This window comes from Halococcus saccharolyticus DSM 5350, assembly GCF_000336915.1.
GTDB lineage: Archaea > Halobacteriota > Halobacteria > Halobacteriales > Halococcaceae > Halococcus > Halococcus saccharolyticus.
In genome coordinates this window covers 143,993-168,368 of record NZ_AOMD01000021.1, presented here as the reverse complement: position 1 = coordinate 168,368, position 24,376 = coordinate 143,993, and the positions used below count along the sequence as shown (strand labels likewise).

General features: G+C 61.2%; 21 protein-coding genes. 13 read left to right on the top strand and 8 right to left on the bottom strand.

Annotated elements, in window-relative coordinates; translation table 11 throughout:
- Nucleotides 1-4 precede the first annotated feature (4 nt).
- Nucleotides 5-1,159, top strand: a complete 1,155-nt coding sequence (locus C449_RS09065; protein WP_006077696.1) for a glycosyltransferase family 4 protein — start codon at nt 5-7, stop codon at nt 1,157-1,159.
- Between the two features lie 50 nt (nt 1,160-1,209).
- Here C449_RS09065 and rfbB read toward each other — a convergent pair whose 3' ends face one another.
- A complete protein-coding gene (gene rfbB, locus C449_RS09060) occupies nt 1,210-2,130 on the bottom strand; it encodes a dTDP-glucose 4,6-dehydratase (RefSeq protein WP_006077695.1) in 921 nt (306 codons plus the stop codon).
- Between the two features lie 59 nt (nt 2,131-2,189).
- Between rfbB and rfbD the strand changes: the two genes are divergently transcribed.
- A complete protein-coding gene (gene rfbD, locus C449_RS09055; protein WP_006077694.1) occupies nt 2,190-3,104 on the top strand; it encodes a dTDP-4-dehydrorhamnose reductase in 915 nt (304 codons plus the stop codon).
- A 36-nt stretch (nt 3,105-3,140) separates the two neighbouring features.
- On the opposite strand, the gene C449_RS09050 is transcribed toward rfbD, so the two are convergent.
- Genes C449_RS09050 through C449_RS09040 form a run of 3 tightly spaced genes read right to left on the bottom strand, consistent with a single transcriptional unit; the run spans nt 3,141 to nt 4,877 of the window.
- Entirely contained in the window at nt 3,141-3,320 is a 180-nt protein-coding gene (locus C449_RS09050; protein ID WP_006077693.1) for a hypothetical protein, read from the bottom strand.
- A gap of 2 nt (nt 3,321-3,322) precedes the next feature.
- Nucleotides 3,323-4,396 carry a glucose-1-phosphate thymidylyltransferase gene (locus C449_RS09045; RefSeq protein ID WP_006077692.1) on the bottom strand — a complete coding sequence of 358 codons (1,074 nt, stop codon included), beginning with the start codon at nt 4,394-4,396 and terminating at the stop codon, nt 3,323-3,325.
- A gap of 16 nt (nt 4,397-4,412) precedes the next feature.
- Complete coding sequence (locus C449_RS09040; protein WP_006077691.1) at nt 4,413-4,877, bottom strand: dTDP-4-dehydrorhamnose 3,5-epimerase family protein; 465 nt, start codon at nt 4,875-4,877, stop codon at nt 4,413-4,415.
- Between the two features lie 217 nt (nt 4,878-5,094).
- Between C449_RS09040 and C449_RS09035 the strand changes: the two genes are divergently transcribed.
- Both C449_RS09035 and C449_RS09030 read left to right on the top strand, forming a co-directional pair.
- Nucleotides 5,095-6,150, top strand: a complete 1,056-nt coding sequence (locus C449_RS09035; RefSeq protein ID WP_006077690.1) for an NAD-dependent epimerase/dehydratase family protein — start codon at nt 5,095-5,097, stop codon at nt 6,148-6,150.
- Between the two features lie 162 nt (nt 6,151-6,312).
- Nucleotides 6,313-7,872, top strand: a complete 1,560-nt coding sequence (locus C449_RS09030; protein ID WP_006077689.1) for a lipopolysaccharide biosynthesis protein — start codon at nt 6,313-6,315, stop codon at nt 7,870-7,872.
- Between the two features lie 69 nt (nt 7,873-7,941).
- Here the strand turns inward: C449_RS09030 and C449_RS09025 are convergent, their stop codons facing one another.
- Together C449_RS09025 and C449_RS09020 are read right to left on the bottom strand one after the other, a co-directional pair.
- Complete coding sequence (locus C449_RS09025) at nt 7,942-8,820, bottom strand: glycosyltransferase family 2 protein (RefSeq protein ID WP_161606454.1); 879 nt, start codon at nt 8,818-8,820, stop codon at nt 7,942-7,944.
- A 296-nt stretch (nt 8,821-9,116) separates the two neighbouring features.
- Entirely contained in the window at nt 9,117-10,034 is a 918-nt protein-coding gene (locus C449_RS09020; protein WP_161606453.1) for a glycosyltransferase family 2 protein, read from the bottom strand.
- A 193-nt stretch (nt 10,035-10,227) separates the two neighbouring features.
- Between C449_RS09020 and C449_RS09015 the strand changes: the two genes are divergently transcribed.
- The 9 genes from C449_RS09015 (at nt 10,228) to C449_RS08975 (ending at nt 22,459) form a co-directional block, all read left to right on the top strand.
- Nucleotides 10,228-11,154 (top strand): hypothetical protein, encoded by a 927-nt coding sequence (locus C449_RS09015; protein WP_006077686.1) that lies wholly within the window; start codon nt 10,228-10,230, stop codon nt 11,152-11,154.
- A gap of 306 nt (nt 11,155-11,460) precedes the next feature.
- Nucleotides 11,461-12,762, top strand: a complete 1,302-nt coding sequence (locus C449_RS09010; RefSeq protein WP_049913997.1) for a sulfatase — start codon at nt 11,461-11,463, stop codon at nt 12,760-12,762.
- On the top strand, nt 12,759-14,000 hold the full coding sequence (locus C449_RS09005) for a sulfatase (protein WP_006077684.1): 1,242 nt from the start codon (nt 12,759-12,761) through the stop codon (nt 13,998-14,000). Before C449_RS09010 ends, C449_RS09005 begins: the two co-directional genes overlap by 4 nt.
- Complete coding sequence (locus C449_RS09000) at nt 13,997-15,175, top strand: glycosyltransferase (RefSeq protein ID WP_006077683.1); 1,179 nt, start codon at nt 13,997-13,999, stop codon at nt 15,173-15,175. Before C449_RS09005 ends, C449_RS09000 begins: the two co-directional genes overlap by 4 nt.
- Entirely contained in the window at nt 15,172-16,413 is a 1,242-nt protein-coding gene (locus C449_RS08995) for a sulfatase (RefSeq protein ID WP_006077682.1), read from the top strand. Before C449_RS09000 ends, C449_RS08995 begins: the two co-directional genes overlap by 4 nt.
- Nucleotides 16,410-17,642, top strand: coding sequence for a sulfatase (locus C449_RS08990; protein WP_006077681.1), 1,233 nt, complete (start codon nt 16,410-16,412; stop codon nt 17,640-17,642). Before C449_RS08995 ends, C449_RS08990 begins: the two co-directional genes overlap by 4 nt.
- Nucleotides 17,639-18,949: a sulfatase-like hydrolase/transferase gene (locus tag C449_RS08985; RefSeq protein ID WP_006077680.1), complete on the top strand. Its 1,311-nt coding sequence runs from the start codon at nt 17,639-17,641 to the stop codon at nt 18,947-18,949. The genes C449_RS08990 and C449_RS08985 overlap by 4 nt, the downstream gene beginning before the upstream one ends.
- Nucleotides 18,942-20,117, top strand: coding sequence for a glycosyltransferase (locus C449_RS08980; protein WP_006077679.1), 1,176 nt, complete (start codon nt 18,942-18,944; stop codon nt 20,115-20,117). The genes C449_RS08985 and C449_RS08980 overlap by 8 nt, the downstream gene beginning before the upstream one ends.
- The gene (locus C449_RS08975; protein WP_006077678.1) at nt 20,114-22,459 is read left to right on the top strand and encodes a DUF2206 domain-containing protein; all 2,346 of its coding nucleotides are present in this window, start codon (nt 20,114-20,116) and stop codon (nt 22,457-22,459) included. The genes C449_RS08980 and C449_RS08975 overlap by 4 nt, the downstream gene beginning before the upstream one ends.
- Here the strand turns inward: C449_RS08975 and C449_RS08970 are convergent.
- Complete coding sequence (locus C449_RS08970) at nt 22,450-23,862, bottom strand: sulfatase-like hydrolase/transferase (protein ID WP_006077677.1); 1,413 nt, start codon at nt 23,860-23,862, stop codon at nt 22,450-22,452. The genes C449_RS08975 and C449_RS08970 overlap by 10 nt on opposite strands.
- A gap of 137 nt (nt 23,863-23,999) precedes the next feature.
- Nucleotides 24,000-24,347: a hypothetical protein gene (locus C449_RS08965; RefSeq protein WP_006077676.1), complete on the bottom strand. Its 348-nt coding sequence runs from the start codon at nt 24,345-24,347 to the stop codon at nt 24,000-24,002.
- Nucleotides 24,348-24,376 lie beyond the last annotated feature (29 nt).

Here is a 24,376-nt window from a genome sequence, read left to right as displayed (position 1 = left end):
ACGGATGAGGATCGCGTACGTATATGACGCCGTGTTCCCGTGGGAGACCGGCGGCGTCCAGAAACGCGTCTGGGAAATCGGACGACGTCTGGCTGTCCACCACGATATCCACTGGTATGGACTCAAGTACTGGGATGGTCCGGCGGTTGTGACTCGCGATGGGGTGACACTCCATGGCGTTATGTCCCCGACCGATCTCTACGTCGATGGCAGGCGGTCGATCACCGAAGCTCTCGCCTTCACTGCACGTCTGGTGCGGCCGCTTGCGGACGAATCATTCGACGTGATCGACTGTCAGGAGTTCCCGTTCTTTCCGGTGTTTCCGAGTAAACTCCAGTCGGTTCTGCGGCGCTCGACGTTAGTACTGACGTGGCACGAGGTCTGGGATGACTACTGGATGGAGTATCTCGGCTGGAAGGGAACGGTCGGCAGAGTCATCGAACGGCTGACTGCAACGCTTCCCGACCGACATGTGGCGGTTTCAGGGCGGACTGTTCGTGACCTCCGCCGTCTCGGCGTTGCGGATGCGAGCCTCGTGCCGAACGGGATCGATGTGGCGGAGGTCGAGACCGTTCCACCCGCCGACAAGCCGGTCGACCTGCTCTACGTGGGGCGGTTGATTGAGGAGAAAAACGCCGGCGTACTCGTACGAGCGGTCGCACAGCTCAGACAAACTGAGTCTGACGTCAACTGTATCATCGTCGGCGACGGTCCGGAGCGCGCTCGTATAGAATCGCTGGTTGCACGCCTCGGGCTCGCTGAAAACGTAACCATCGTCGGAGAGATCGATCGATACACCGACGTCCTCTCGTTGATGAAGACCGCGACAGTCTTCGTCGCCCCATCCCGCAGAGAGGGGTTCGGCATTTCCGTTCTAGAGGCGCTGGCTTGTGGCACGCCGGTCGTGACGGTCGATCATCCCCAGAACGCCGCCCAAGAGCTCGTCGACGATGGCGTCACGGGAGCTGTTTGTGACAGGACTATCGACGGACTCGTTGCGGGCATCCGGCGGGCGCGTTCGAACGCGTCGGCGACGGCATGCAGGGACACTGCTCACGAGTACGAGTGGGATCGGATCGCCGAGAGTACCGAGACGCTCTACGCGAGCGTTGTGGGAGCACGCACCCACCCCGAATCGATCACGACCTACTGTCCCTGACTGACCGATGGACGGTGCCGTCGGCAGTGTTCCCCAGTGGGGGTGACCGCTCACACGAAGTGATCGATGGTTCGTTCGAGCCCCTCGTCGAACGACCACTGCGGCTCCCACCCCAGTGCCGACACTTTCTGAATGTCGAGTGCGTACCGCTGATCGTGGCCGGGACGGTCCTCGACGAACTCGATGAGGTCGTGGGAAGCACCGACGGTGTCGAGGACTCGCCTCGCCACCTCGATGTTCGGGATCTCCACTCCGCTACCGATGTTGTAAATTTCACCTGGTGTACCATCCTGGAGAACACGATGGATGGCTCGGCAGTTGTCCTCGACAAACGTCCACTCGCGCACGTTCGATCCGTCGCCGTAGATGGGAAGCGATTGTCCCGCAGTGGCCCGTGAGACCAACTTCGGAATGAGCTTCTCGGGATGCTGTCGAGGTCCATAGTTGTTCGAGGATCGCGTGACGAGTACGGGGAGATCGTAGGTGGTCTCGTAGCTCAGGGCGAGGAGGTCCGCTCCGGCTTTGGTCGCTGCGTACGGGTTCCGAGGATCGAGCGGGTCGTCTTCGTTGAAGGTGCCATCGAGGACTTGTCCGTACACTTCGTCCGTCGATATCTGAAGGAATCGCTCGATATTACCCTCTACTGCCGCGTCGAGAAGCGTCTGCGTCCCATGGACGTTCGTCGTGACGAACGGCTCGGAACTTTGGATCGACCGGTCAACATGTGATTCCGCGGCGAAGTTGACGACGGCATCGATGTCTTCGAGCAGTTCTGTGACCAGTGTTCGATCTCGAATATCACCCTCGACGAACTCGTGGCGAGGATGGTCGATGACTGCTTCCAGGTTCTCCTTCGTACCAGCATAGGTGAGGGCATCCAGCGTGACGACTGTGTCATCGGTGTTTTCGATGAGGTAGTGAACGTAGTTCGAACCGATGAATCCGGCACCGCCGGTGACGAGTATCCGCATGCGTCGATCTACGCACACTGTGTATTTATAATATTGCCTGTTCTATAATTCGGCAGAATATGCACCTCCTCGTGCTCGGGGCCGGTGGCCTGGTCGGGAGCAACGTCGTGACGGCAGCCGTGGCTCGCGAGTGGTCGGTCACTGGCACCTATCGTTCCGAACCACCCACGCTGGATGTCTCGCTCACCGAGCTCGACATCCGGAACCGAAAACGAGTCCGATCGGTGGTCCGCCGAACCAGTCCGGATGCGGTGGTGAACTGTGCCGCACTGACCGATGTCGATGCGTGCGAGCGCGAGCCGGACCGGGCTCGGACAGTCAACGCTGACGCTCCAGGCGCGCTTGCGGCGGTCTGTGAGGAGGACGCGATCCCGTTTGTCCACCTCTCGACGGACTACGTGTTCGACGGACGGGCCGATACCCGGTACGACGAGTCGGCGACACCGAACCCGATACAGGAGTACGGCCGGTCGAAACTCGCCGGTGAACAAGCCGTGAGACGGCAACACGACACACCTCTGGTGGTGCGACTGTCGTTCGTCTACGGGATCGGCCGCGCGAACCCACCCGGGGTAGTGGCCGGCTTTCCGGCGTGGGTCCGGGACCGACTCCATGCGGGCGAGTCCGTTCCGCTCTTCACCGACCAGCGAGTCACGCCGACTCGCGCGGGCCAGGCGGCCAAGACCGTCCTCGATCTCCTTCGGGAGCGGTGTACGGGGACGTACCACGTCGCGTGCCGGTCCTGTGTGACGCCGTACGAGTTCGGTGTGGCGATTCGCGAACGAGTGGATGCGCCAGCGACACTGCTCGAACGGTCATCCATAACGGCTGTCGATCGGCCCGCGAGCCGTCCCCGTCAAACGTGTCTCGATGTGGGGGAGATCGAGAATCGTTTCAGCCGGAACCAGCCGTCGCTCGCCGACGATCTCGATGCGCTCGACGATCGACTCCACCGGACGGACGATGGTAGCTGAAACGACGATACCACAGGACGGCTCATCTCGCAGCGATCAGAGCCGGTATCGGTCCCGGTTCGCCAGAAAGTGCTGTCGCTCGTGCTCGGGGAGATCGTCGAACTGGAGCACGTGTTCACAGTCCACCCCGGGACATTTCTCGACACGGGTTGACTCCAGTTCGTTCGCCGCGACGACGGTTCCACAGTCGGGACAGGTGTGGGTGATGATACGCATGGTTAGAGTTTGAGTGTCGAGTTCTCGCCGACGACGAGGCGGTGGCCTTCCGGACGGAGATCCGCCGCGCTCCCGACGACAGCTCGTCGACCGATGAGACTGTCGACGATCGTCCCACGCGTCTCGATCTCCGCCTCGCCGATGACGACGCTGTTCTCGATGTGGGCCGCCCGGATCGTCGACCCCGGGCCGATCGAGGTGTACGGGCCTACGTAGGTGTCGCTCCCGATCACGCTGTTGGCGGCGATGGTGGTCGGACCGCGAACGACCGCTCCCGCTTCGATCACGGCCGATTCGGCGAGATCGACGCGACCGGTGACGTCCGCGCCGTCCTCGATTCGACCGTCGATCGATGGTCGAACGTCTTCCAGAACGAGCCGGTTCGCTTCCAAGACGTCCTCCGGTTTTCCCGTATCCTTCCACCAGCCGCCAACCACGTGTGAGTCGATGGTGTGTCCACCATCGAGCAGGGCCTGGATCGCGTCGGTGATCTCCAGTTCGCCACGCCACGACGGCGAGAGGCGCTCGATCACGTCGAAGATGGCCGGGGAGAACACGTAGATCCCGATCAGCGCCAGGTCGCTCGGCGGTTCGTCGGGCTTTTCGACCAATCGGACGACTCGTCCGTCTGCCGTGACGTCGGCGACGCCGAACTGCTGTGGGTTGTCGACGTGCTGGAGCGCGATGCCGGCCGCGTGGTCGCTTTGCCGGAAGCTCGACACCAGTTCGTCGATCCCCTGTTTCAGGATGTTGTCCCCGAGATACATCACGAAATCCTCGTCACCAACGAAATCTCGGGCACAGCCTGCAGCATGGGCGAGTCCCAGTGGATTCCCCTGTACGATATAGGTAATGTCGACGCCGAACGCAGAACCGTCACCTAAGAACGACTGGATCGCCTCCCGTCCCAGGTTCCCGAGTACAACGCCGATCTCCGTGATGCCGACCTCCCGGAGGTCTTCAATGGCGTATTCGAGAATGGGTTTGTTCGCCACCGGCACGAGCTGTTTCGGACCGGTATGCGTGATCGGTCGCAGCCGCGTTCCCTGCCCGCCTGAAAGTATGAGTCCCTTCATCGTCTGTCACCTTCGTTCAGCCATGCGGATCCGCTTCCCAGTCGAGCGGAATCTCATCCGTGTCGTGTGGGAGTCGCTCTTCGTCCGGGTCGTCGTAATCGTAGAGATTCGTCGGGAAGTTCATCAGTATCGCTGGAGTGTCGCCGATTGCCTTGAACCCATGCCAGCAAGCGCCAGGGATCCTGACGAGCCGTTGTTCGTGTTCGCCGACGACGTATGTCTCGACCTCGCCGAAAGTGGGCGATCCCTCGCGGTCGTCGTAGATTCCGATCTTGATGCGCCCGCTGGGGCAGGTGAAGTGATCGACCTGCCCACGTATGTGTCGATGCCACGCCCGGATCACTCCGGGATACGTCATCGAGTAGTAGGCCATTGCCGGCTCCGGGTCGTACAGCTCCCAATCTTCGCGAAAGACCTCTACTAGATGGCCACGCTCGTCGGCGTTGACTCGAAGGTCGCGCACCTCGACTCCGTCGATCATCACAATACACTAATTGCTATCGATAGATAAAACTCTTTTTAAATATTTTTTATATTATTGGGGTCCCGATCGTTCGTTCGTATGGTCCATCCAGCTCGGCGCGGTTTGCAGCCCTCGTCGGCGGGAACGAACGCTTCGATCGAGCGGTTTCGATGGTATGTGGTTGTGGTGACAGAACAATGAATAGGAATATATCTGTGGGAACTGTTGACGAGTTATGGGAGCGATCAACCGCGTTCTCGTCACCGGTGGAGCCGGGTTCGTCGGCAGCCACGTCGCCGAATACTATGCGACCCGGGGACCTCAGGTTACGGTGCTCGACGATTTCTCGCGGGCCAGCACGCTCGCAGCGACAGCGGAGGGCCGCGACACGGCGGCGTACAATTACGACTATCTCCGAGAACGGTACCCGGATATCGATTTCGTCGAGGCCGATATCCGGAACAGCGATCGCATCGAATCGATCGTCGAGGGGCACGACGCGGTCGTCCATCTGGCCGGCCAGGTGGCGGTCACTGCGTCGCTCAATGACCCCCGGACGGATTTCGAGGTGAACGCCCAGGGGACGTTCAACGTCCTCGAAGCAGCCCGAAAGGCCGAGAGCGATCCCGCTGTCGTCTTTGCGTCGACCAATAAGGTGTACGGATCGAACGTCAACGAAATATCGGTTCGAGAAGCGGAGACTCGGTACTGGTACGACGACCCCGAATACGAACGTGGAATCCCGGAATCGCTGTCGATCGATGACTGTGAACACACACCGTACGGGACGTCGAAGCTCGCCGGTGACCTCTACTTGCAGGATTACGCAGCGCGAAACGAGATCGACGCTGCTGCGTTCCGGATGAGCTGTATCTACGGTCCCCGGCAGTTCGGCATCGAAGATCAGGGATGGATCGCACACTTCGCCATCAGCACGCTCGAAGACGAACCGCTGACCGTCTACGGTGACGGCAAACAGGTTCGGGACGCGCTATACGTTACTGACCTCGTCGAAGCCTACGACGCCTTCCTCTCGAATCCGACGGACAAACCGGCCGTGTACAACATGGGTGGTGGTCCCCACACCACGACGAGTCTGATCGAACTCTTTGATTTGCTGGAGGCACAGACAGGCAGGCGGACGGCCGTCGGGTTCGACGACTGGCGCGAGGGTGATCAGAAGGTGTACGTATCGGACATCACCCGAGCCGAGGAGCACTTGGACTGGACGCCGTCAGTGGATCTCGAAACCGGACTAGAGCAGTTCGTCGAATGGTACATCGACCGTTGATGTAGATATGGGCTCAGTATCGACGATCCGATTCACCAATCCAGTGTGAGGTTACCGGCTGGGGATGTTCACACTACCTGCCTTGGTCGGTGCCGCCCAGTCTGGAGAACGTCCGTCGCTGGTCGTTAGTGGAAACCCAAGACGAGAGAAGATCCTCGGACTGTGCTCTCGACGACCGATGCCTTGATTACCACTCTCGCCAAGATGTTCGATAGATTGTCGCTCAACCAACTGCTGGATTTTGTCAAGCGGACGCTCGTTCCGGAAGGAGGGGTCAAGGAGCGCACGGTAAAAAGCGGTATTTGGGTCACGTTGATCAACGTCTTCGACCGCGGACTACAGCTCGCAAAACTGATCGTCCTCGCCCGTTTGCTCTCACCTGCCGCGATCGGTCTCATCGGGATTACTCTCCTCGTTCTCACTGTTCTGGAGCAGTTTTCTGAGTTCGGTGTCGACAGAGCTCTCATCCAGCGGAAAGAACGCAATATAAACGAGTATCTGAACACCGCTTGGAGTTTGCAGATCATCAGAGGCGTTCTCGTTGTCGGTATCGCGTACGTCGCGGCCCCGTATGCGGCCGTGTTCTTCGGCGAACCTCGATCGACAGATCTCATCAGGGTGCTCGCGCTCACGTCGTTGCTCACTAGCCTACGGAATCCAGGGTTGATCTATTTCCGGAAGAATCTGGATTTTCACAAACAGTTCGCTTATACCCTGACTGGCTCACTCGTGAACGCGGCGGTGACGATCGCTACAGCGTGGATTTTCCGGAGTGTATGGGCGTTCGTGTTCGGGCGGCTCGCGGGCAATATCGTCACAATCGTTCTGTCATATCTGATTCACGAGTACCGACCGTGGCCAGCGTTCGACAGGGCACAGGCACGCGAACTTCTCGGCTACGGGAAATGGATTTTGGGCTCGGGCGTTCTTGCTTTTTTGCTCAATCAGGGCGATGATGCTTTCATTGGATGGTTTCTCAGTGCGAGCGTGCTCGGGTTTTATCAACTCGCGTTTCGCTTTTCGAACGCACCGGCGACGGAGATCACACATACGATCTCGAACGTCGTGTTTCCAGCGTACTCACAGCTACAGACCGATGACACGAAGCTCCGGAAGGGATATTTCAGAACGATTCAACTGACAACGATGGTCTCGTTCCCGATGGCGGCAGGAATTTTCGTCACCGCCCCGGTGTTCGTCCAGGGGTTTCTTGGCGAGCAGTGGTTGCCCATGGTATGGCCGATGCAGATACTCACCCTGTGGGGCGCTATCCGCTCACTCGGATCATCGACTGGCCCATTGTTTGAGGCCGTTGGACGGCCGGATTATAACACGAAACTACAGGTTCTGGAGCTCGCTATTGTCGTTGTACTGATCTATTCTGCTACTGATCGCTGGGGTATCGCCGGGACAGCATTCGTGGTCGTCGTGAGCGGGATCGTCGCCAGCCCGATAGCCAACTATCTCGCGGTGAGACAGGTCGAGGGAAGCTACTTCAGACTCATCCGCGTTGTTTCGTACCCTGCCGTTGGTAGTGCAGTGATGGCGATCGGGGTGTGGTTCGTCCGAACGAACGTGGCGATTGGCTCATCGATAGTGGAGTTCCTGTTTCTGGTTACTGTGGGAATCGTCCTCTATTCTCTCGTCATGGTCGGCATAGAGCGACGGTTCGATATTGGTATCAGCACGGTTTTCAATACGGTTATCAGCTCCTTCAGATGACGGCGGTTACCCGCTGTGGAGCCAGTACGAGGACATTTCCGATGGTGTCTGAACTGAACAGAGTGTATTTCATCCAACGCTTTTTCTCATGCTGTACAGACGGTTGTACAGACGATGCCCACAGATTGAGGCGGCAAAACTGGCGAGATACAACGGTCGGAACTCGGCCGAAAGTGCTTCTCGTAGGTTTCTTCGACCCTGGTCGACATTGTTCGTTTTCATGAACCCATGTCCAGACCAGAACAGATGTCGGGCTACCGACTCTTCGTCGAACGTGTGTCGGTGTTTGCGAACGATGGCGTCTCTTGCTACCGCAAGCGATTCATAATCGACACTCATACTATCCTCGCTGATGTGCGCTGTCGCCAAGGCTTCATCGACGTGCTCGAATTCAAATGTCTGCGCGACTCTGAGCCACATCTCCCAGTCCTCAAGTGCGGGTAGGCTCTCGTCAAACCCGCCTACCGTCTCCACGCATCGTTTTTTGATGAGAACCGTTTGGGGTGAGACAAAGTTATGCCGCCAGAGTGCGGGGACGAGACTTCCGCTCGTCTGGGTTGTGTTCTCGTTTGGAACCCACCACTGCTGACCGTTCTGTATCTTCTGGACCGTTGAATACACGACGCCGACGCTTTCTGGCGCGTTTCGGATCGCGTCCACCTGCTTGGTTAATTTCGTTGGCTGCCATTCGTCGTCGTCGTCTTGAAACGCTATTAACTCGGCCCGTGCCACGTCGATACCGAGATTTCTGGCTGCTCCAAGCCCTTGTGGCTTTTGTCGCAGATACCGTATTCTCGGGTCATCAAACGAGGCAACGATTTCGTCGGCGTTGTCTGTCCCACTGTCGATGACGATGAGTTCGAAGTCCGAATACGTCTGCGCCAATACGCTTCGAATCGCTCGTCCGAGCACGTCCGCTCGATTGTACGTGGCAAGTACGACACTCACACTAGGGCAACTCATTGGTTTGGATTCTCCCGTGGTCTGCCGTCGGTAGTACGTGTTCTCGAAACCATTGTTCCTATCACATCATAAACGTTGTTGTGAACGGCTACTCTCACTATGCGTGTTGATGGTGGTCGAGCTCGTGACTCGCTACGTTTGGAGACTTGCTCCAAGCGGCACGGGGCCGTTCGTACCCATAATTTTCCAATCAATTGAACATTCTCGGAACTCTTGTTCGTGGTCCGCTGAGTGAGTACCGTTGGTGTGCTTGTCGAACTGTGTGTTCGAGGGATGAACGCTCACGTGACCAAAGAACGAAGCGATTTCGCTGCAGATATCCCTGGCTTACCGAGCAGTGAGGCGATACATGCGCCCACGAACTGAGTTGAGGGTTCCGGACGATAATACAGTGCTTTCCAGTAGGCGAGTGTTGCTTTGAACGACCAGATGCGCTCGTCGAACAACAACGAACCAGTCTGATGATGTGTGTTGCCAAGCGCCGTTCCACGGACGGCGGCAGGGAACTTTTCGTATAGTTCGTCGTATTCCTCGATGAGATTGAATCGTTCTCGGGCATTGGTCATTCCTTGACCGAGAGAGCTGTCCGTCTGCCGTTTCGTGACCAAGGACCGAGCCACATGATCGAACTCGGTTATCTTTGCCAGCTCGATCATCAGCCATAGGTCATCGACGGTCGGGCGAACCGCAAGCGGCAGGACTCGATCAAGGTACTCTCTATCGATCAGCATCGAACTGGTATAGCAGGGGAACGGATCGAGCGTGAGCGCGCAGGCTAGGACGTCACCACTGACGTCGGGGTCGGGCAACACTTCTCGGGTCTCACTGTCTCCTTTGAGGGTGACGCCGCAGTACACCACGCCAGTCGAGTCGGATACAGCAAAGGCCTCCATCTGTGCCTGTACTTTCTCTCGATGCAATCGGTCGTCGTCATCTAGCAACTGTACGTATCGCCCGGATGAGCCCTCGATACCGGTGTTCCGAGCTGTGTTAGTTCCTTTGTTCACATCATGTGGGATATATCTCACGTCGTATTCGTCCGCTACGCTTTTCGCGTGCGCTTCGCCGGAGTCGTCGACAACGACGACTTCTACTGCTGGGTAGGTCTGACCGAGCGCACTCTCAATCGCACCACGCAAGCGGTCGTTGCGATAGTAGGTAGTGATGACTACCGAAACTACCTCTCGTGTCTGTCTCATCTGCTTCTCCCTTCGTCCTTCGTCATCCCACATATAATACTTGACGGCTATCGTAGCAACTCAATATAGGATTTTACACGGTACCACTGGTTGGAATGCTGATTGAGGATTTCTCGATATGGATGTACAATCGGTGGCCGACTGTGTCGTTTCCCGATAAGATTAAAGAGAACAGAGCGCACTCTGAGTACTCATGACGTTCGCTGACTGGGTGAGGCGTACAACGACGCGGATACGCGAGAACCCCTCCGACGGATTGCGGGACAGCACCTACGAACTCTACGCCGGCGCATGGCGACACCTCGGCTGGCACGTTCCACGGGGTGTGAACGTTTACGACCGCGAGTGGGATGTCCTCATCGTACTCGACGCCTGTCGCGTCGATCTCCTCCGTGAGGTAGCCGACGAGTACGCGTTCGTGAGTGGCGTCGAATCAGTCGGCTCCGTCGGTAGCATGTCCGAAGAGTGGATGGTGAAGACGTTCACAACGGAGTACGCGGCCGAAACCCGCGAGACGGCGTACGTCACGGGGAACGCTTTCTCGGCCGAGGTACTCGACGCGGCCGATTTCCAAGTGCTCGACGAGGTGTGGCACTACGGCTGGGACGACGAACTCGGAACCGTCCCGCCCGACCCCGTCACCGATCGCGCCATCGCCGTCGGTCGGGAGTACGCCCCGGACTTTCTGATCGTTCACTACATGCAGCCACACCACCCGTTCGTCGGTACCGAAGGCGTCGACTCGTTCGCGGCGGACCCGTTCGGACGCGATGGCGGCGAGACAGTCGTCGATGCGCTGCGAAAAGGCAAAATCGACCGCGAGACGTTCTGGTCGGCCTACCGCGACACACTCAGGACGGTGCTCGATCAGGTCGAACTGTTGCTCCGGAATCTGGACGCCGACACCGTCGCCATCACGGCCGACCACGGGGACGCCATCGGCGAGTGGGGCATCTACGACCACCCCGCCGGCTGTCTCCACCCGGTCGTGAAGAACGTCCCGTGGGTGAAAACCTCGGCGACCGATCTCGGAGAGTACGACCCCAGTATCACCCCTCAATCGAGTTCGGCCTCGTCCGAGAACGTCGAAGCGCGACTCCAGCAACTGGGATACCTGTGATGTCCGTCGAACACTACCGCCGGACGGAGCGGTCGTTCACGCCTCGAACCGCTTCAAAGGATTCGTCCACAACAACGCCACCCACGACGAACGTGGCTAGACCTCTAGACAGTATATTTATTTCAATCCGTATTCATACGATGTGGTGAGTGTAATGGTTACTACTGTCGCCGTTCGAACCCGGGCTGGGTCGATGCTCTACTGGCTATCTTCGCTTCTCTGGGATAGATGGCGGTCTGCAAGTAGTATCACAGCCGATGTCACGGGGACGCACAGTCGAAAAGCCGACGAGCGGGAGTGATCTCGATGGATGCAGAGAAACGAAACGTCGTTCTCGTCACGATGGACAGCCTCCGTGCGGACCACTGTTCGTTCATGGGCTACGAGCGCGAGACCACACCAACCCTCGACGCGATGGCCGCGGAGGGCGTCGTCTTCGAGAACGCCATCGCCTCCGGGGTCCCAACGATCGCCTCGATGACGAGCGTCATGACCGGGACGTTTTCGCTCGCTAGCCCGGAGATCGGGCTGAACGAGGAGCAGCGCGAACAGGTGACCTCCCGAAAGACGCTGGCCGAGGCGCTCTCGGCGGCGGGATACGCCACCGGAGCGGTGTCACCGAACCCGCCGGCGTCGAGTTACTTCGGGTTCGACGGGGGGTTCGACTGGTTCGAGGACTTCCTCCACGAGGACCGTGGGACGGCCGAGCGGGCGTGGAACCGGATCTTCCGGCGTTCCATCGAGGGTGGCGGAGCCGCGACGTCTCTCCGACTGGCTCGCAACCTCGTCCGTCGTGAGGAGACACTCCGCCCCTGGGACGACTACTACGATCTGATCCACGACTGGTGTGAGCGGGCACCGGAGCCGTACTTCCTCTGGGTGCTGTTGCTCGATCCGCATCACCCATGGCTCCCGCCGGCAGCGAGCCGGCAGTGGAGTTCGCGGGGCGATCTCGTCCGCTCGTTCGGCCAGTACTGGCGAATGCTCAACGCAGGCTGGGAGCCTGATTTCGGCCCGGACGAACGCCAGCGATTTCTCGATCTCTACGACGACTCGATCCGGCACGCCGACCGCTTTCTCCACCGCTTGCAAGCGGATCTTCGGGACGATGACCCCGTTTTCGTCGTTCATGCGGACCACGGCGAGGAGTTCGGCGAACACGGACGGTACGGCCACCAACCACACCTCTACGAGAGTCTGGTGCACGTGCCTCTGGTGATAGCGAATGCTGGGAGACAGGAAACGGTCGACGCGCCGGTTCCTCTCCGGTCGATTCCGACGACGATCGCGGAGTTGGCCGAGGCAACTCATCGATTCCCCGCGCCGTCGCTCCACGCGGCAGCCGAACGGCCGTGGACGATCTCGAAAGTGCTGGTCGGCGACGACCGCCGGACCGCCATCAGGACGCGCGACCACAAGTTCATCCGCGATCCGAACCGACGGGAGCTCTACGATCTCAGACTCGACCCGGATGAGCAGGTGAACGTCGTCGACGACCACGGAGAGTTGGCCAGCGTGTTCGAGGCGATCCTCGCCAACCATACCGCGACCGAACGCGAGAAGCGCTCGATCGACGACACGACAGCGCTCGTCGAGGGGACGCTATGACTGACCGCCGAAACGTCGTGCTGGTGACCGTCGACAGCCTCCGGGCGGACCATTGTTCGTTTATGGGCTACGAGCGCGAGACCACCCCCACCCTCGACGCGATGGCCGACGACGGTCTCGTCTTCGAGAACGCTATCGCCCCCGGGCCGTCGACACCTGAATCAATGCCGACAGTCATGACCGGCCACGACCCGGTCGGCGGTGGGGATACGGGCGATGTCGACGAACTTCGTGCGAACATCCGCCGACACATGGAGACACGGAACACGCTGGCCGAGACGTTCCGGCGGCGGGGATACGCTACCGCCGCGTTCACGCCGAACCCGTTCACGTCGCGGTACTTCGGGTTCGATCGGGGGTTCGACCGGTTCGAGGACTACCTCGACACGTTCGTCCGCCGGGGATTCCGTCGTCTCGTCTCACAGCTAGCCCGGGAGAGCGATCTCACGTTCGCCGTGCGCATGGTCCTGAACATGTGGCAGCGCGAGGAGGTGTTCAAACCGTGGGAGGACTACTACGACGAAGTCACCGAGTGGACCGAGTCGGTTGAGGAGCCGTACTTCGTCTGGGTTCACCTCATGGACCCCCACGTTCCGTATCTGGCGAGCGAGGCGTACCGACGGTTGAGATGGTGGCGGATGGTGTACGCGAACTACCGGTTCTGGCGAGCGGACAAGGAATCCGCCTTCGATCCCGCCCTGCGTCAGCAGTTGCTCACGGCGTACGACGACTCGATTCGCTACACCGATGCGTTTCTCGACCGACTTCGGGCTGACACTGACGCCGTGATCGCGGTGCATGGCGATCATGGTGAAGCGTTCGGCGAGCACGGGATCTACGGCCACGAACCATACCTGTACGAGGAGAACGTCCACGTCCCGCTCGTCCTCGACGGCGTTCCCGACCGAACGGTGACCGAGCCGGTTTCGCTCGCCGCGCTCCCGACGATGCTGACGGACGCGAGCAACGGTAACGACCCGATGTCTTTCTCGACTACCGATCCGTTCGCCGTCGCCAGAACTCGTGCGGGAGAGCAGACCGCGCTGCGTGGACGGCGGGTAACGGTTATCAACTCTCGAACGGATATGGAGATGTATGCTCTCGCTGCCGGAGAGGAGACGCCAGTGTCGAACCCGGAGCTGGAGCGGCTGTGTCGTCGCCGGCTCGGCGTCGTGTCCGCGTCCGAACGGGAGCGAGAGGCAATAACGATGGCCGCACGGAGGCTCGTCGAAGGATGAACGTCTGCTTCTGCACACACAGGATACCCTACCCGCCGAACTCGGGAGGACGGGCAGAGACCTTCGGAATCATCGAGGGACTCGTCGATCGGGGGCACGACCTCCAGTTGATCTCGTACTGTGACGATACCGACCAGGCGCGAGCGATGGAGTCGGCGGTCGGCTGTACCGTCCAGCCCGTTGCCGGGCTGCCGAACCGGACGCCGCGAAACCTCGCTGCAAACGTCTTCACGAGGGAGCCGTTACCGGTGATGAAAGCACGCACGACCGAGTACACCGCAGCCGTCGAGGCGACCCTCGACCGGGCGGACATCGTGCATCTGCACGCACTCCAGACCTCGCATCTGGCCTCGTCTCTCGGCGACGACACGCCCACCGTCATTCGATTCAACAACGTGAAGTCCACGATCTATCGGCAGTACGCACGGTATACGAACAATCCAGCCAAGGCAGCGTACGCGTTTCTCCAGTATCGAAAGACGAGGCAGTTCGAGGGAGCTATTCCACAGGAGAGTGGCCTCACGCTGACGATCACGGCCGAGGACCGCGACCGACTCCGGCAGTACGGTGCCGGTGGGCGGATCGAGGTCCTTCCGGCGGGCGTCGATCTCTCGCAGTTCGAGCCGGCGACGGTCGATTCCGACCCCGATCGAATCACTTTCTTCGGGAGTATGGACTACCACCCGAACGAGGACGCTGCCGTCTGGTTCGTCGAGGAGGTGCTCCCACGCATCCGGGCGGAGCTGCCCGATGCAGTGGTGGAGATCGTCGGTAAGGATCCCACGGACGCAGTCGCGGCACTCGACGCGGTCGAGGGCGTCACCGTCACCGGATTCGTCGAGGACATCCATACCTACATCGACCGTGCGTCGGTGGTCGTGATTCCCATCCGCGTCGGAACCGGCGTCCGGATGAAGGCGCTGCACGCGATGGCGATGGGCAAGCCGATGGTGACCACGCCAGTCGGCATCCAGGGTATCGACGTGGAAGACGGACGGCACGTCTCCGTCGCCGAGGACGCGTCGTCCTTCGCAACCGCAACGCTCGAACTGCTCTCGGACCCGGAGCGACAGCGACGCTACGCACGAAACGCTCGACGGCTGATCGAGACGAACCACGACTGGACCACGATCGTCCGGGAGCTGGAGCGCTACTACGAGGCAGTCGCCCAATGAGTCGGAACATCGTCCTCGTGACTGTCGACAGCCTCCGTGCGGATCACTGTTCGTTCATGGGCTACGAGCGCGAGACCACACCAATCCTCGACGCGATGGCTACGGAAGGTGTCGTCTTCGAAAACGCCATCGCTCCTGGACCATCGACGCCCGAGTCAATGCCCGCGGTGTTTACGGGTGAAGGCATCGCCGACGTTCACCACGGCGTCGCCAGCCGTGACCACATCCGTGACCACCTCTCGCGCGGGCGGACGGTCCCCGAACGGCTCTCGGCGACCGGCTACTCGACGATCGGCTTCACGCCGAACCCGTTCACGTCGCGGTACTTCGGGTTCGACCGGGGATTCGATCGGTTCGAGGACTTCCTAGACACGAGCGCACGACTCCGGTCCGCAATCGTCTCGCGGTGGCTGCGGGGCCGGTTCGTCGCCGGACTCCGGTTCGGCCTCAACTTGGTCGGTCGGGGCGATGTCTCGATGACATGGGAGGACTACTACGAAGAGCTAATCGAGAGCGTCGCTGCCACAAACGACCCCTTCTTCCTCTGGGTCTTCCTGCTCGAACCACATTGGCCGTACCGTCCGCCGGATCGACACCGAAACGGCATCTCAGCGACCAGTATGTACCGCGCCAACTGGACCAGCAGTAACTTCTCGGATCGTACGCCCACCGGTGAGAGCGTTCAGACGGTGCGTTCGCTCTACGACGGAACGATCCGACACGTCGACGAGTTCGTGCGGCGGCTCACCGACGACCTATCCGAGGCGAACCCGATCTACGTGTTCCACGCGGATCACGGCGAGGCGTTCGGCGAACACGGATCGTTTGGACACGGCAGTCACCTATACGAAGAGAACGTCCACGTCCCACTGGTCGTCTGGAACGCCGGCGTGCGTGAGCGAATCGAGGAGCCGGTGTCGTTGCGGGTACTCCCGTTCCTGCTCGAAGAACTCGCGAGTTCGTCCAGAACTCTCGACCGCTCCCGGTTCACCCGGCCGCGGGTACGCACGTCAACGGCGCAGAAGGCGGCGGTGAGAGGACAGGACTGGAAACTACTCCACGACGGAGCAGGGGTGGCGTTTTCCGATCTGGTCGCCGATCCGGAGGAGTTGAACCTACAGTCGGGAGTCGACCTCTCGGACGTGTGGGACAGCCTCGAATCAACTCGCCGGCTGACGAACTCCGAACGCGAGCGGATCGCCGGAACGGCGCGGGAGATCGAGGTGGCCGAACTATGAGTGAACAACCGAACATCGTGCTGGTGACCGTCGACAGTTTCCGTGCGGATCACTGTTCGTTCATGGGCTACGAGCACGAGACCACCCCCGCCCTCGATGTGATGGCCGAGGAGGGTGCGGTCTTCACGAACGCCATCGCACCGGGACCGACAACGCCCGAATCACTCCCCGCAACGATGACGGGCACGTACCCGACCGGGGCCGGGAGCGGCGACGAACTCGCCTCAACCCGCACAGAGATCAGGGACCACGTCCTGGCTCACGACACGCTCGCGGAGAAACTGTCCCGGCGCGGCTACGCGACAGGCGCGTTCACACCCAACCCGTGGACCTCGCGGTACTTCGGCTTCGATCGGGGATTCGACCGATTCGAGGATTTCATGGGTGATGACCTGTCGAGTTCGATCTGGAGCCGGATGCTCGAAGAGGGTGGATCGAAGGCACTCGCGGCGACGCGGCTCGTGTTGAGCTGGATGCAGCGCGAAAACGTGTTCAAGCCGTGGAGCGCGATGTACGACGACATCGTTTCGTGGGCGCAACGGGCCGAAAAGCCGTACTTCCTCTGGGTGTTCCTGCTGGACGTCCACTTCCCGTACCTGACCGGCGACACCTATCGAAGCCAGTCGCGGTGGCGAGAATACGAGGCCAACCTTCGGCTCTACCTCGAAGACCAGCACACGCCCTACAGTCCGCGGGTCCACGAACAGCTGGTGACGGCGTACGACGACTCGATCCGGTACACGGATGCGTTCTTCGAGCGGCTGCGGTCGGACGTGGAGGACACAGTAATTGTCGTCCACGGCGACCACGGCGAGGCGTTCGGCGAGCACGGGACGTACACGCACCAACACCAGTTGTATCGAGAGAACATTCATGTGCCACTCGTCGTTTCCGGCGTCCCGTCCCGCCGAATCGACCGGCCGATATCCCTGCGAGCGATTCCACGCCTCCTGACCGGTATCGCCGAGACGGGAGCGGTGCCCGACATCGAGAATCCGTTCGTCGCAGCGAGGACCGACGAGACCGCTGCCATCGACAGTGGACGGGTGAAATACCTCCGGAACGGCGACGGCGAAGAGCTGTACGATATCGGCCGTGACGAGCAGTCTCAAGTCTCGAACGACCAGCTCGGCGCGCTCTGCCGGGGCGTGCTGGCGCAGTTCGACGCGTCGATGGCCGAGCAACGAACCATCGGCGAGGCGGCACGGGAGGTCGTCCGGGAGCGATGACGCGAAACATCGTGCTGGTGACCGTCGACAGCCTTCGGGCGGACCACTGCGGGTTCCTCGACGGCGACCCCGCGACCCTGACGCCGACGCTCGATACGCTGGCCGAGGAGGGAGTCGTCTTCGAGAACGCCATCGCACCGGGACCGCGAACGCCGTCTTCGATGCCCGCGTCGTTCACCGGCGAACCGATGCGACCCGCGGAAGACGATGGCGAGGATTACTGGCAGCGCCAGCGTGCCCGCATCCGTCGTCACATGCAGCGCCACCGGTCGGTTGCGGAGCGACTTCGCGACCGAGGGTACGCGACGATCGGCGTCACGGCGAACCCCTGGACGCAGGGCACCGCGTTCGACGCGGGGTTCGATCGGTTCGTCGCGGTGAACGGCGAGACGCTCGAATCGTACGGGCCGCCGCTGTTCAAGCGAATCGATCGGGGACTGCACGGTACGCGGCTCGGCGACCGCCTCTTCTGGCACAACAAGCGCGAGTGGTTCATCAGGTGGACGGATTTCTACGACACCATCACGACCGGGCTGGCGGCAGCCTCACGCCCCGTCTTTCTGTGGGTGTTTCTCCTCGACACCCACCAGCCGTACATCACACCGCGTCGCTTCCGCCGCGAGAGCTCGGCGCTCGGGATGTACTACGCATCGTTCACCGAGCTCTCCCGCGAGGGCTCCATCCCGGGACGCGTCGAGACCCGGCTCCGGCAGGCCTATCGCGACAGCGTCCGGTCGACGGACGCGTTCATCGACCGGCTGTGGCACGACTGCGCGGACGACGATCCGATACTCGTGGTGCATGGCGATCATGGCGAAGCGTTCGGCGAGCACGGCACGTACGGCCACGAACGCCAGCTCTACGGGGAGAACCTGCACGTGCCGTTCCTCGTTGCGAACGCCGGGCAGCGAGCACGCATTCGATCGCCGACCTCGCTCCGGCGGCTTCCGAACGTGATTACTGCGCTCGCGGAGCGCCGGTCGTTCGATCCGGTTGCGTTCGGTACCGATTTCGTCACGTCCACGACCGAGAACGGCGAGAAAACGGCGGTCAGTGGGCGACACTGGCGGTACATACTGAATACGGACGGCGAAGAACTGTACCATCTCGCGTCGGACCCGTACGAACGGACGAGCGTCGCCGCCCAGTTCCCGGCGGTGGCCTCGTCGTTGCGACCGCTGGCCGAGCGACAGCACGACGATCGACACGAACGGGTCACCATCGCCGACGCGGCGCGAACGACTGCGGTGGAACGACGGGAGGCGGTCGAGTGCCGTCCGAATCGGGGCGTGGTCGGCAATGAGTGATCGATCGGAGCAGTCGCTGTCACCGTCGCCCGGTGACGACTGGAGCCCGGATTCCGGACAACGAGCGCTGTGTATCGCGCACGGCGGGGATATGGGCGAACCGAGCGGCGGCACCGAGCGCGTCTCGGCGCTCGCTCAGGGCCTCGCCGAACGAGGCCACGATGTGACCCTCGTCGTTCCCGAGCCATCGGGGGCCCTCCCGGAACGATTGGCGGCAGTGAACGTCGAACCCGTCGCTGTTCGGCTCTCGAACCCACTCATCAGGGCCGCGAGAGTCGCCGCGGCGGCGCGGCGGGTCGCCCGAGACCGCGACGCGATCCTCCAGATCGAACACTCGACGCTCGCTGGCGTCGGGACGTTCCGTGGGTGTCAGGACTATGTCCTCGACATGCACGACCTCGCGTACTCCCGATTCGACCACGTCGACACACGCCTTGCCCCCGCGTTCAAGCGCGGCGTCCGGCGACTGGAACGCAGAGCCGTCGAGCGCGCGGCCCACGTCATCGTCGTTTCCGACGTGATGCGGGACGCGATGCGTGCGTGGGGAGTTCCGGACGAGCGGCTGACGGTCGTTCCGAACGGCTACTTCCCGACGACGATTCCCGAGGCCACGGAATCGACGGTCCCCGGACGCGTCGCCTTCCTCGGGACGCTTCACCCGAAGGTCGATATCGAGACACTCGTCGCCGTCGCTCGTCTGCCAGCGGTATCGGAGCTCGTGGTCATCGGTGATGGAGCCCAGCACCGGCGTTTACAGCGGCTCGGTGAGGGAGTCGACGGTCTCCGACTCACCGGCCGCCTCCCGGACCACGAAGCGTTCGCCCTGCTGGCGCGGTCACAGGTCCTGATCAACCCACAGGTCGTCTCGGCCATTCAACGGTCGTCGTCGCCGGTAAAGCTATTCTACTACGCGGCGTTGGGGAAGCCGATGGTCGTCACGCCCGGCCCCTCGATCGTCGAGCACCTCGTCGAGCGCCGCGCGGCGATGACCGCCTACTCGAAAGGCAGCTTCGCGAAGCGTGTTCGGCTCGCGCTCGAGGACGACGAACTCTCGGCACGCCTCGCCGAGCGCGCGCGGGACGCGGCGATGGAGTTCGAGTGGTCGCGACGGGCGGATGCGGTCGGTACGTTGTACTCGCGGCGATCTGGAGGTGAACCGGATCGATGAGCGTGAAGACGCTGCTCGCCGGCGACGTCGGGCCAGTTCGGGCGTGGGCAGATGGCCCGACCGACATCGACAAACGGACCGCTGTTGCGGCGCTGCTCGGACTCCACGGTCTCGCGCTGGTCGTGATCGGGCTCCAAGAGTTCGGTGTGCCGATTCCGGATCAGCTACGCGCGCCGGTAGTGGTTCTCGCGCTCACGTTCGTCCCTGGCGGTCTGGCTGTGTTGTTCGTCTACGCGGACGGTTCGCTCGGTGCGAGACACGTGACATACGCCTTCGGCATAAGCCTGCTGTCGGTGATGGCGATCGGGTTCGTCGTGAACGTCACGCTTCCCCTCGTCGGCCACGACGCGCCGATGGCGGTGGTGCCTCTCGCGGCGGCAATGACGGTGTTCGATGTGACTCTCGCGGCGTTGGTGCTCCGGATGCGACGTGACGGGACGGTGACGATCCCGGCGAGCCTGTTTCTGTCCCACGACGGCGATGACGGTGCGTTCGAGTGGATGGCGTCGGTTCCCTCCCTGGTCGTCTCCCGTATTTCGCCGGTGCCACTCGCCCTTCTCCTCCTCCCATTGCTCAGCATCGTGGGCGTGGAACTTCTCAACCGAACGGGGAACGCCTTCCTGCTCGTCGTCGTTCTCGTCGCCGTGGCGTTGGTTCCCTTGCTGATCGTCACGAAACGGGTTCCAACACGGTGGCACTCGTTCGGAATGTGGATGATGGCGCTTGCGGTGCTCTATCACAAGGCGATCTGGAAGTTCAGTGGCTACAGCGGGCAGCCGTACGCGATACGGACCTGGCGAGCCAGGCAGTGGACTCCGGGTGTCGTGCGATCGGATCTCCTGTCGGCGGAACTCCTCCCGAACGGGGTCCTCTATCCGATCTACGCCCGACTGTCGGGGGTTCACATCCTCACTCAGTACAACGTCATCAACCCCTTCTTCGTGTCGTTCATTCCGCTCGCGCTCTTTCTCACGTTCCGGCGGTACACCGATTCCTATCGCGCCTTTCTCGCAGCCTCGGTGTTCGTGTTTGCACACCCGTTCTTCCGGCAATACCCGACGGCGGGACGGGCGGCAACACCCGTACTCTTCCTTGCGCTGTTCGGCCTGGCGATCAGCGACCGGGATTCCCCGCGCGTCGTCGCCTCCGCGCTGGGACTGGCGTTCGTCCTCGGCATCGTCGTGTCCCACTATGGGACCTCCTACTACGTCGTTGCGGCCTTCGGGGTGACGCTGGTACTGCTCGCTGCTCTCCGATGGTTCGACGCTCTCGCTGGAGTGGATATTCGGGGTGTGATCGACGACAGTGTGACACCACGACTGGTGGCAACCCGCTCCAGAACCCGGATCACCCTGAGTCTCGTGGTCTTCTACTCGGTTTCGTCGTTGACGTGGTACATGTACATGAATGGGGGCAGGAAGTTCGACCTCCTCCCGAAACACGCACGGGAGTCGTACATCCAGTTGCTCGGTGGGTCGACGTTCTCCGGACGAACGGCGGCACGGATTCAGAAGAACTACGGAACGCTCTCGATCCAGTTGTCGAAGTACGTCTACCTCGTGATCGGCCTGCTCATCGCGATCGGCTTGCTCATCGTTCTCTACCGTCGGCTATCGAACGAGGACATCGAGTTCGACGACCACTACTTCGCGCTCGCGGCTGCCATGATGGGAATCTTCGGGATGACGATCATGGTGCGCAACTGGGGCGGCGGGCGGCCGCTGATGATAACGTACGTCACGACCGTGATCTTCGCGGTCGTCGGCATCGGGGCGATCGAATCCCATATCCTGAACAGGGATCGAGAGGCGCTACAGGTCTTTGGCATCCTGTTGCTAGTGCTGTTCGTCCTCAACAGCGGCGTCGCCGCCACCCTTCTGTTCGGCGGGTTCGCCCCGAGTAACGTCCCCAACCAGAACGGGCTTGCAGAGACCGACTCACCACGAGCCCAGACGATGATATATAAAGAGACGGACATCGCGGCACACGTCTGGATGATCGACCATCACGAGGGCATCGAAGTCTACGGCGACACGTTCGCGAACCGGCAGACAGATTGGTATCGTCCCCAGCTCATCACTGGGGCCAGTAGAGCGTGGACCGACATCGAACCGATAGCCGGAAAACCGCTCGGGCTCTCGGAACTCGCCGCACCGGGTGTCGAACCGGGATACGTGTTCTTGGTCGGTCACAACTGGGCCCTTGACGGCGTCTGGACGAACCAGTACGGACCGCCAGCGACGACGCTTGATGAGTTGGAGCTCCCACAGCGGAGCAAAGTGTACACGACGGGAGAGAGCACCGTCTACTACCACAATGGATCCGCTGAGTCTCAGCGATAGCCCAGCGTCTCCAGCCGTTCCAGAGTGAACTCGTCGACCTCGGCGTAGACGTCAGCAGTCGCATCGACCCGTCGTTTGTATGTCCCGATCTCTTCGTCGAAAAACTGTGCCTCCCACTTGGGGATGGTGACGTCGCCGTCCCGTCGTTCCTGCCAGCAGGGTCGCGAGTGATCGAGCGAGTAGGCCGCGCGCTCGCCGAGCGAGTCCCAGACCACTTTCGTCTCGCCGTCGTAGACACACCTGATCGCGCGCTCCCAGAACGTGCGTTCCTCGTTGGGCATGTCGGGAACGTTGGTCGTGCCGACGAGCTCCGCTGGGATGCGGTCCGCGAACACGTCCGGCGTCTCTCCACGAGCCAGCCCCGCGATCAACGTCCCGAGTTCGAGGTGTGAAAAGTAGCGACGTTCATGTTCGTCGTACCCGTCCGGCGGGTTCACGATGCAGAGCGGAACGTGGAGAAGCGACTCGGTCAGGCTACTCTTGTGTCCGAAAAGTCCCTCATCCGCCGCAAATCCGAGATTCTCCCCGTGATCGGCGGTGACGACAAACCGTGTCTCACCGCGAGTGTTCTCGCGGACGTCCTCAATGAACGCCGCCACCTGCCGATCGAGGTAGTCGATGGACGCACCGTACAGCCCTCGGAACCGGTCGATGTCCGTCTCGTGGCCGGTGGAGCCGTGCAGCGTGATGTCCCACTGATCGAGGTCGTTCGTCGAACTCCAGCCGTTGGGCACGTCGTGGAGCGATCGATCGTATCCGCGAGTGTTTTGATGGGGTGTGTGTGCCTCCATGAGATTGCAAAAGAGGAAGAATGGCTCCGTCGATTCGTCCACCGTCCGACGTGCCGTTTCGAGCGCGGTCGCCGCACCGTCGTCCAGAAGACGGGCGAGCGGGAGGTGCGAGAAGAGCATGTCGAGCTGTGCCAGTCCGGCGTTCATGAGTGTCGCGAGCGTGTGGTCGCGGCGGAGCGCCGTCGCGAGGAAGTCGGTGTAGAACTGCACTCCGTCGCTGTCGGTCATCATCGCGTACTCCTTGACGTCCATCCCCTCGGAGAGACGTCTGGTCCACGAGACATCGGTGAACGCATCGAACAGTCGGTCGAACCCGAACGGCGAGCCCGCAAACGTGTTCGCGCTCACGCCGAGCAGCCGGTGATCGGGAAGATCGCCCAGGAATGTATCCGATCGCGTCAATCCCGTGTAGTCGGGATTGAAGCTGTGGATGCCGTTCTGATGGGGGAGTTCTCCAGTGATGATGCTGGCGTGGCTCGGCACGCTGGTCGAGCTCGCCGACCGACACTGTTCGAACGACACGTCGGCAAGCGACTGGAGACGTGGGGCGAACTCCTCGAAGTAGTCCTTTCGGACCGTGTCGAGGACTATGAGGACGACGTTATCTGCCATGTCACGCATTTTCGACGAGCCAATACATAAAGGTAGTCACCAGTCAGAAACGGGAAACAATCGTATAGCTGACGAGCTGAGAACCGACTGGACGTCTGTATATCGCTTCTTCGGACCGCTGACCACACACCTCCGACTCAGATTCGGTCGGCGTCCCAGTCGTTGAGCAGGTAGAACGTGACGACGGCAACCCCCAAGAGGGAGAACGCTCCCCCCATTTCGTACACTCTGTTTTCAGGTTCCATGGCGTCCAAGAGGGGATGAAACCAGAACAGGTACCCAACTACCGAGTTGAACACCTGTTTCCAGAGTACGGACGCCTCGGGCGTTCCCACCCGCAGCAAAAGCCAGCCCAGGTCCGGGATGACCGCCCATAGCCCGCTCGCGAATATCAAGAGGAACTGTTGACGGAACGAACGCTCGACGACCAGGAGGATCAGCAACATTCCGGAGACGCCAACAGAGAAATGCACGATGGCTCGCATCGTCTGTTATTTGTCGAGGAAGGATAATA

Coding starts and splice junctions, on each gene's coding strand:
- C449_RS09065 (WP_006077696.1), top strand. CDS start 5: ATGAGGATCGCGTACGTATATGACGCCGTGTTCCCGTGGGAGACCGGC.
- rfbB (WP_006077695.1), bottom strand. CDS start 2,130: ATGCGGATACTCGTCACCGGCGGTGCCGGATTCATCGGTTCGAACTAC.
- rfbD (WP_006077694.1), top strand. CDS start 2,190: ATGCACCTCCTCGTGCTCGGGGCCGGTGGCCTGGTCGGGAGCAACGTC.
- C449_RS09050 (WP_006077693.1), bottom strand. CDS start 3,320: ATGCGTATCATCACCCACACCTGTCCCGACTGTGGAACCGTCGTCGCG.
- C449_RS09045 (WP_006077692.1), bottom strand. CDS start 4,396: ATGAAGGGACTCATACTTTCAGGCGGGCAGGGAACGCGGCTGCGACCG.
- C449_RS09040 (WP_006077691.1), bottom strand. CDS start 4,877: ATGATCGACGGAGTCGAGGTGCGCGACCTTCGAGTCAACGCCGACGAG.
- C449_RS09035 (WP_006077690.1), top strand. CDS start 5,095: ATGGGAGCGATCAACCGCGTTCTCGTCACCGGTGGAGCCGGGTTCGTC.
- C449_RS09020 (WP_161606453.1), bottom strand. CDS start 10,034: ATGAGACAGACACGAGAGGTAGTTTCGGTAGTCATCACTACCTACTAT.
- C449_RS09015 (WP_006077686.1), top strand. CDS start 10,228: ATGACGTTCGCTGACTGGGTGAGGCGTACAACGACGCGGATACGCGAG.
- C449_RS09010 (WP_049913997.1), top strand. CDS start 11,461: ATGGATGCAGAGAAACGAAACGTCGTTCTCGTCACGATGGACAGCCTC.
- C449_RS09005 (WP_006077684.1), top strand. CDS start 12,759: ATGACTGACCGCCGAAACGTCGTGCTGGTGACCGTCGACAGCCTCCGG.
- C449_RS09000 (WP_006077683.1), top strand. CDS start 13,997: ATGAACGTCTGCTTCTGCACACACAGGATACCCTACCCGCCGAACTCG.
- C449_RS08995 (WP_006077682.1), top strand. CDS start 15,172: ATGAGTCGGAACATCGTCCTCGTGACTGTCGACAGCCTCCGTGCGGAT.
- C449_RS08990 (WP_006077681.1), top strand. CDS start 16,410: ATGAGTGAACAACCGAACATCGTGCTGGTGACCGTCGACAGTTTCCGT.
- C449_RS08985 (WP_006077680.1), top strand. CDS start 17,639: ATGACGCGAAACATCGTGCTGGTGACCGTCGACAGCCTTCGGGCGGAC.
- C449_RS08980 (WP_006077679.1), top strand. CDS start 18,942: ATGAGTGATCGATCGGAGCAGTCGCTGTCACCGTCGCCCGGTGACGAC.
- C449_RS08975 (WP_006077678.1), top strand. CDS start 20,114: ATGAGCGTGAAGACGCTGCTCGCCGGCGACGTCGGGCCAGTTCGGGCG.
- C449_RS08970 (WP_006077677.1), bottom strand. CDS start 23,862: ATGGCAGATAACGTCGTCCTCATAGTCCTCGACACGGTCCGAAAGGAC.
- C449_RS08965 (WP_006077676.1), bottom strand. CDS start 24,347: ATGCGAGCCATCGTGCATTTCTCTGTTGGCGTCTCCGGAATGTTGCTG.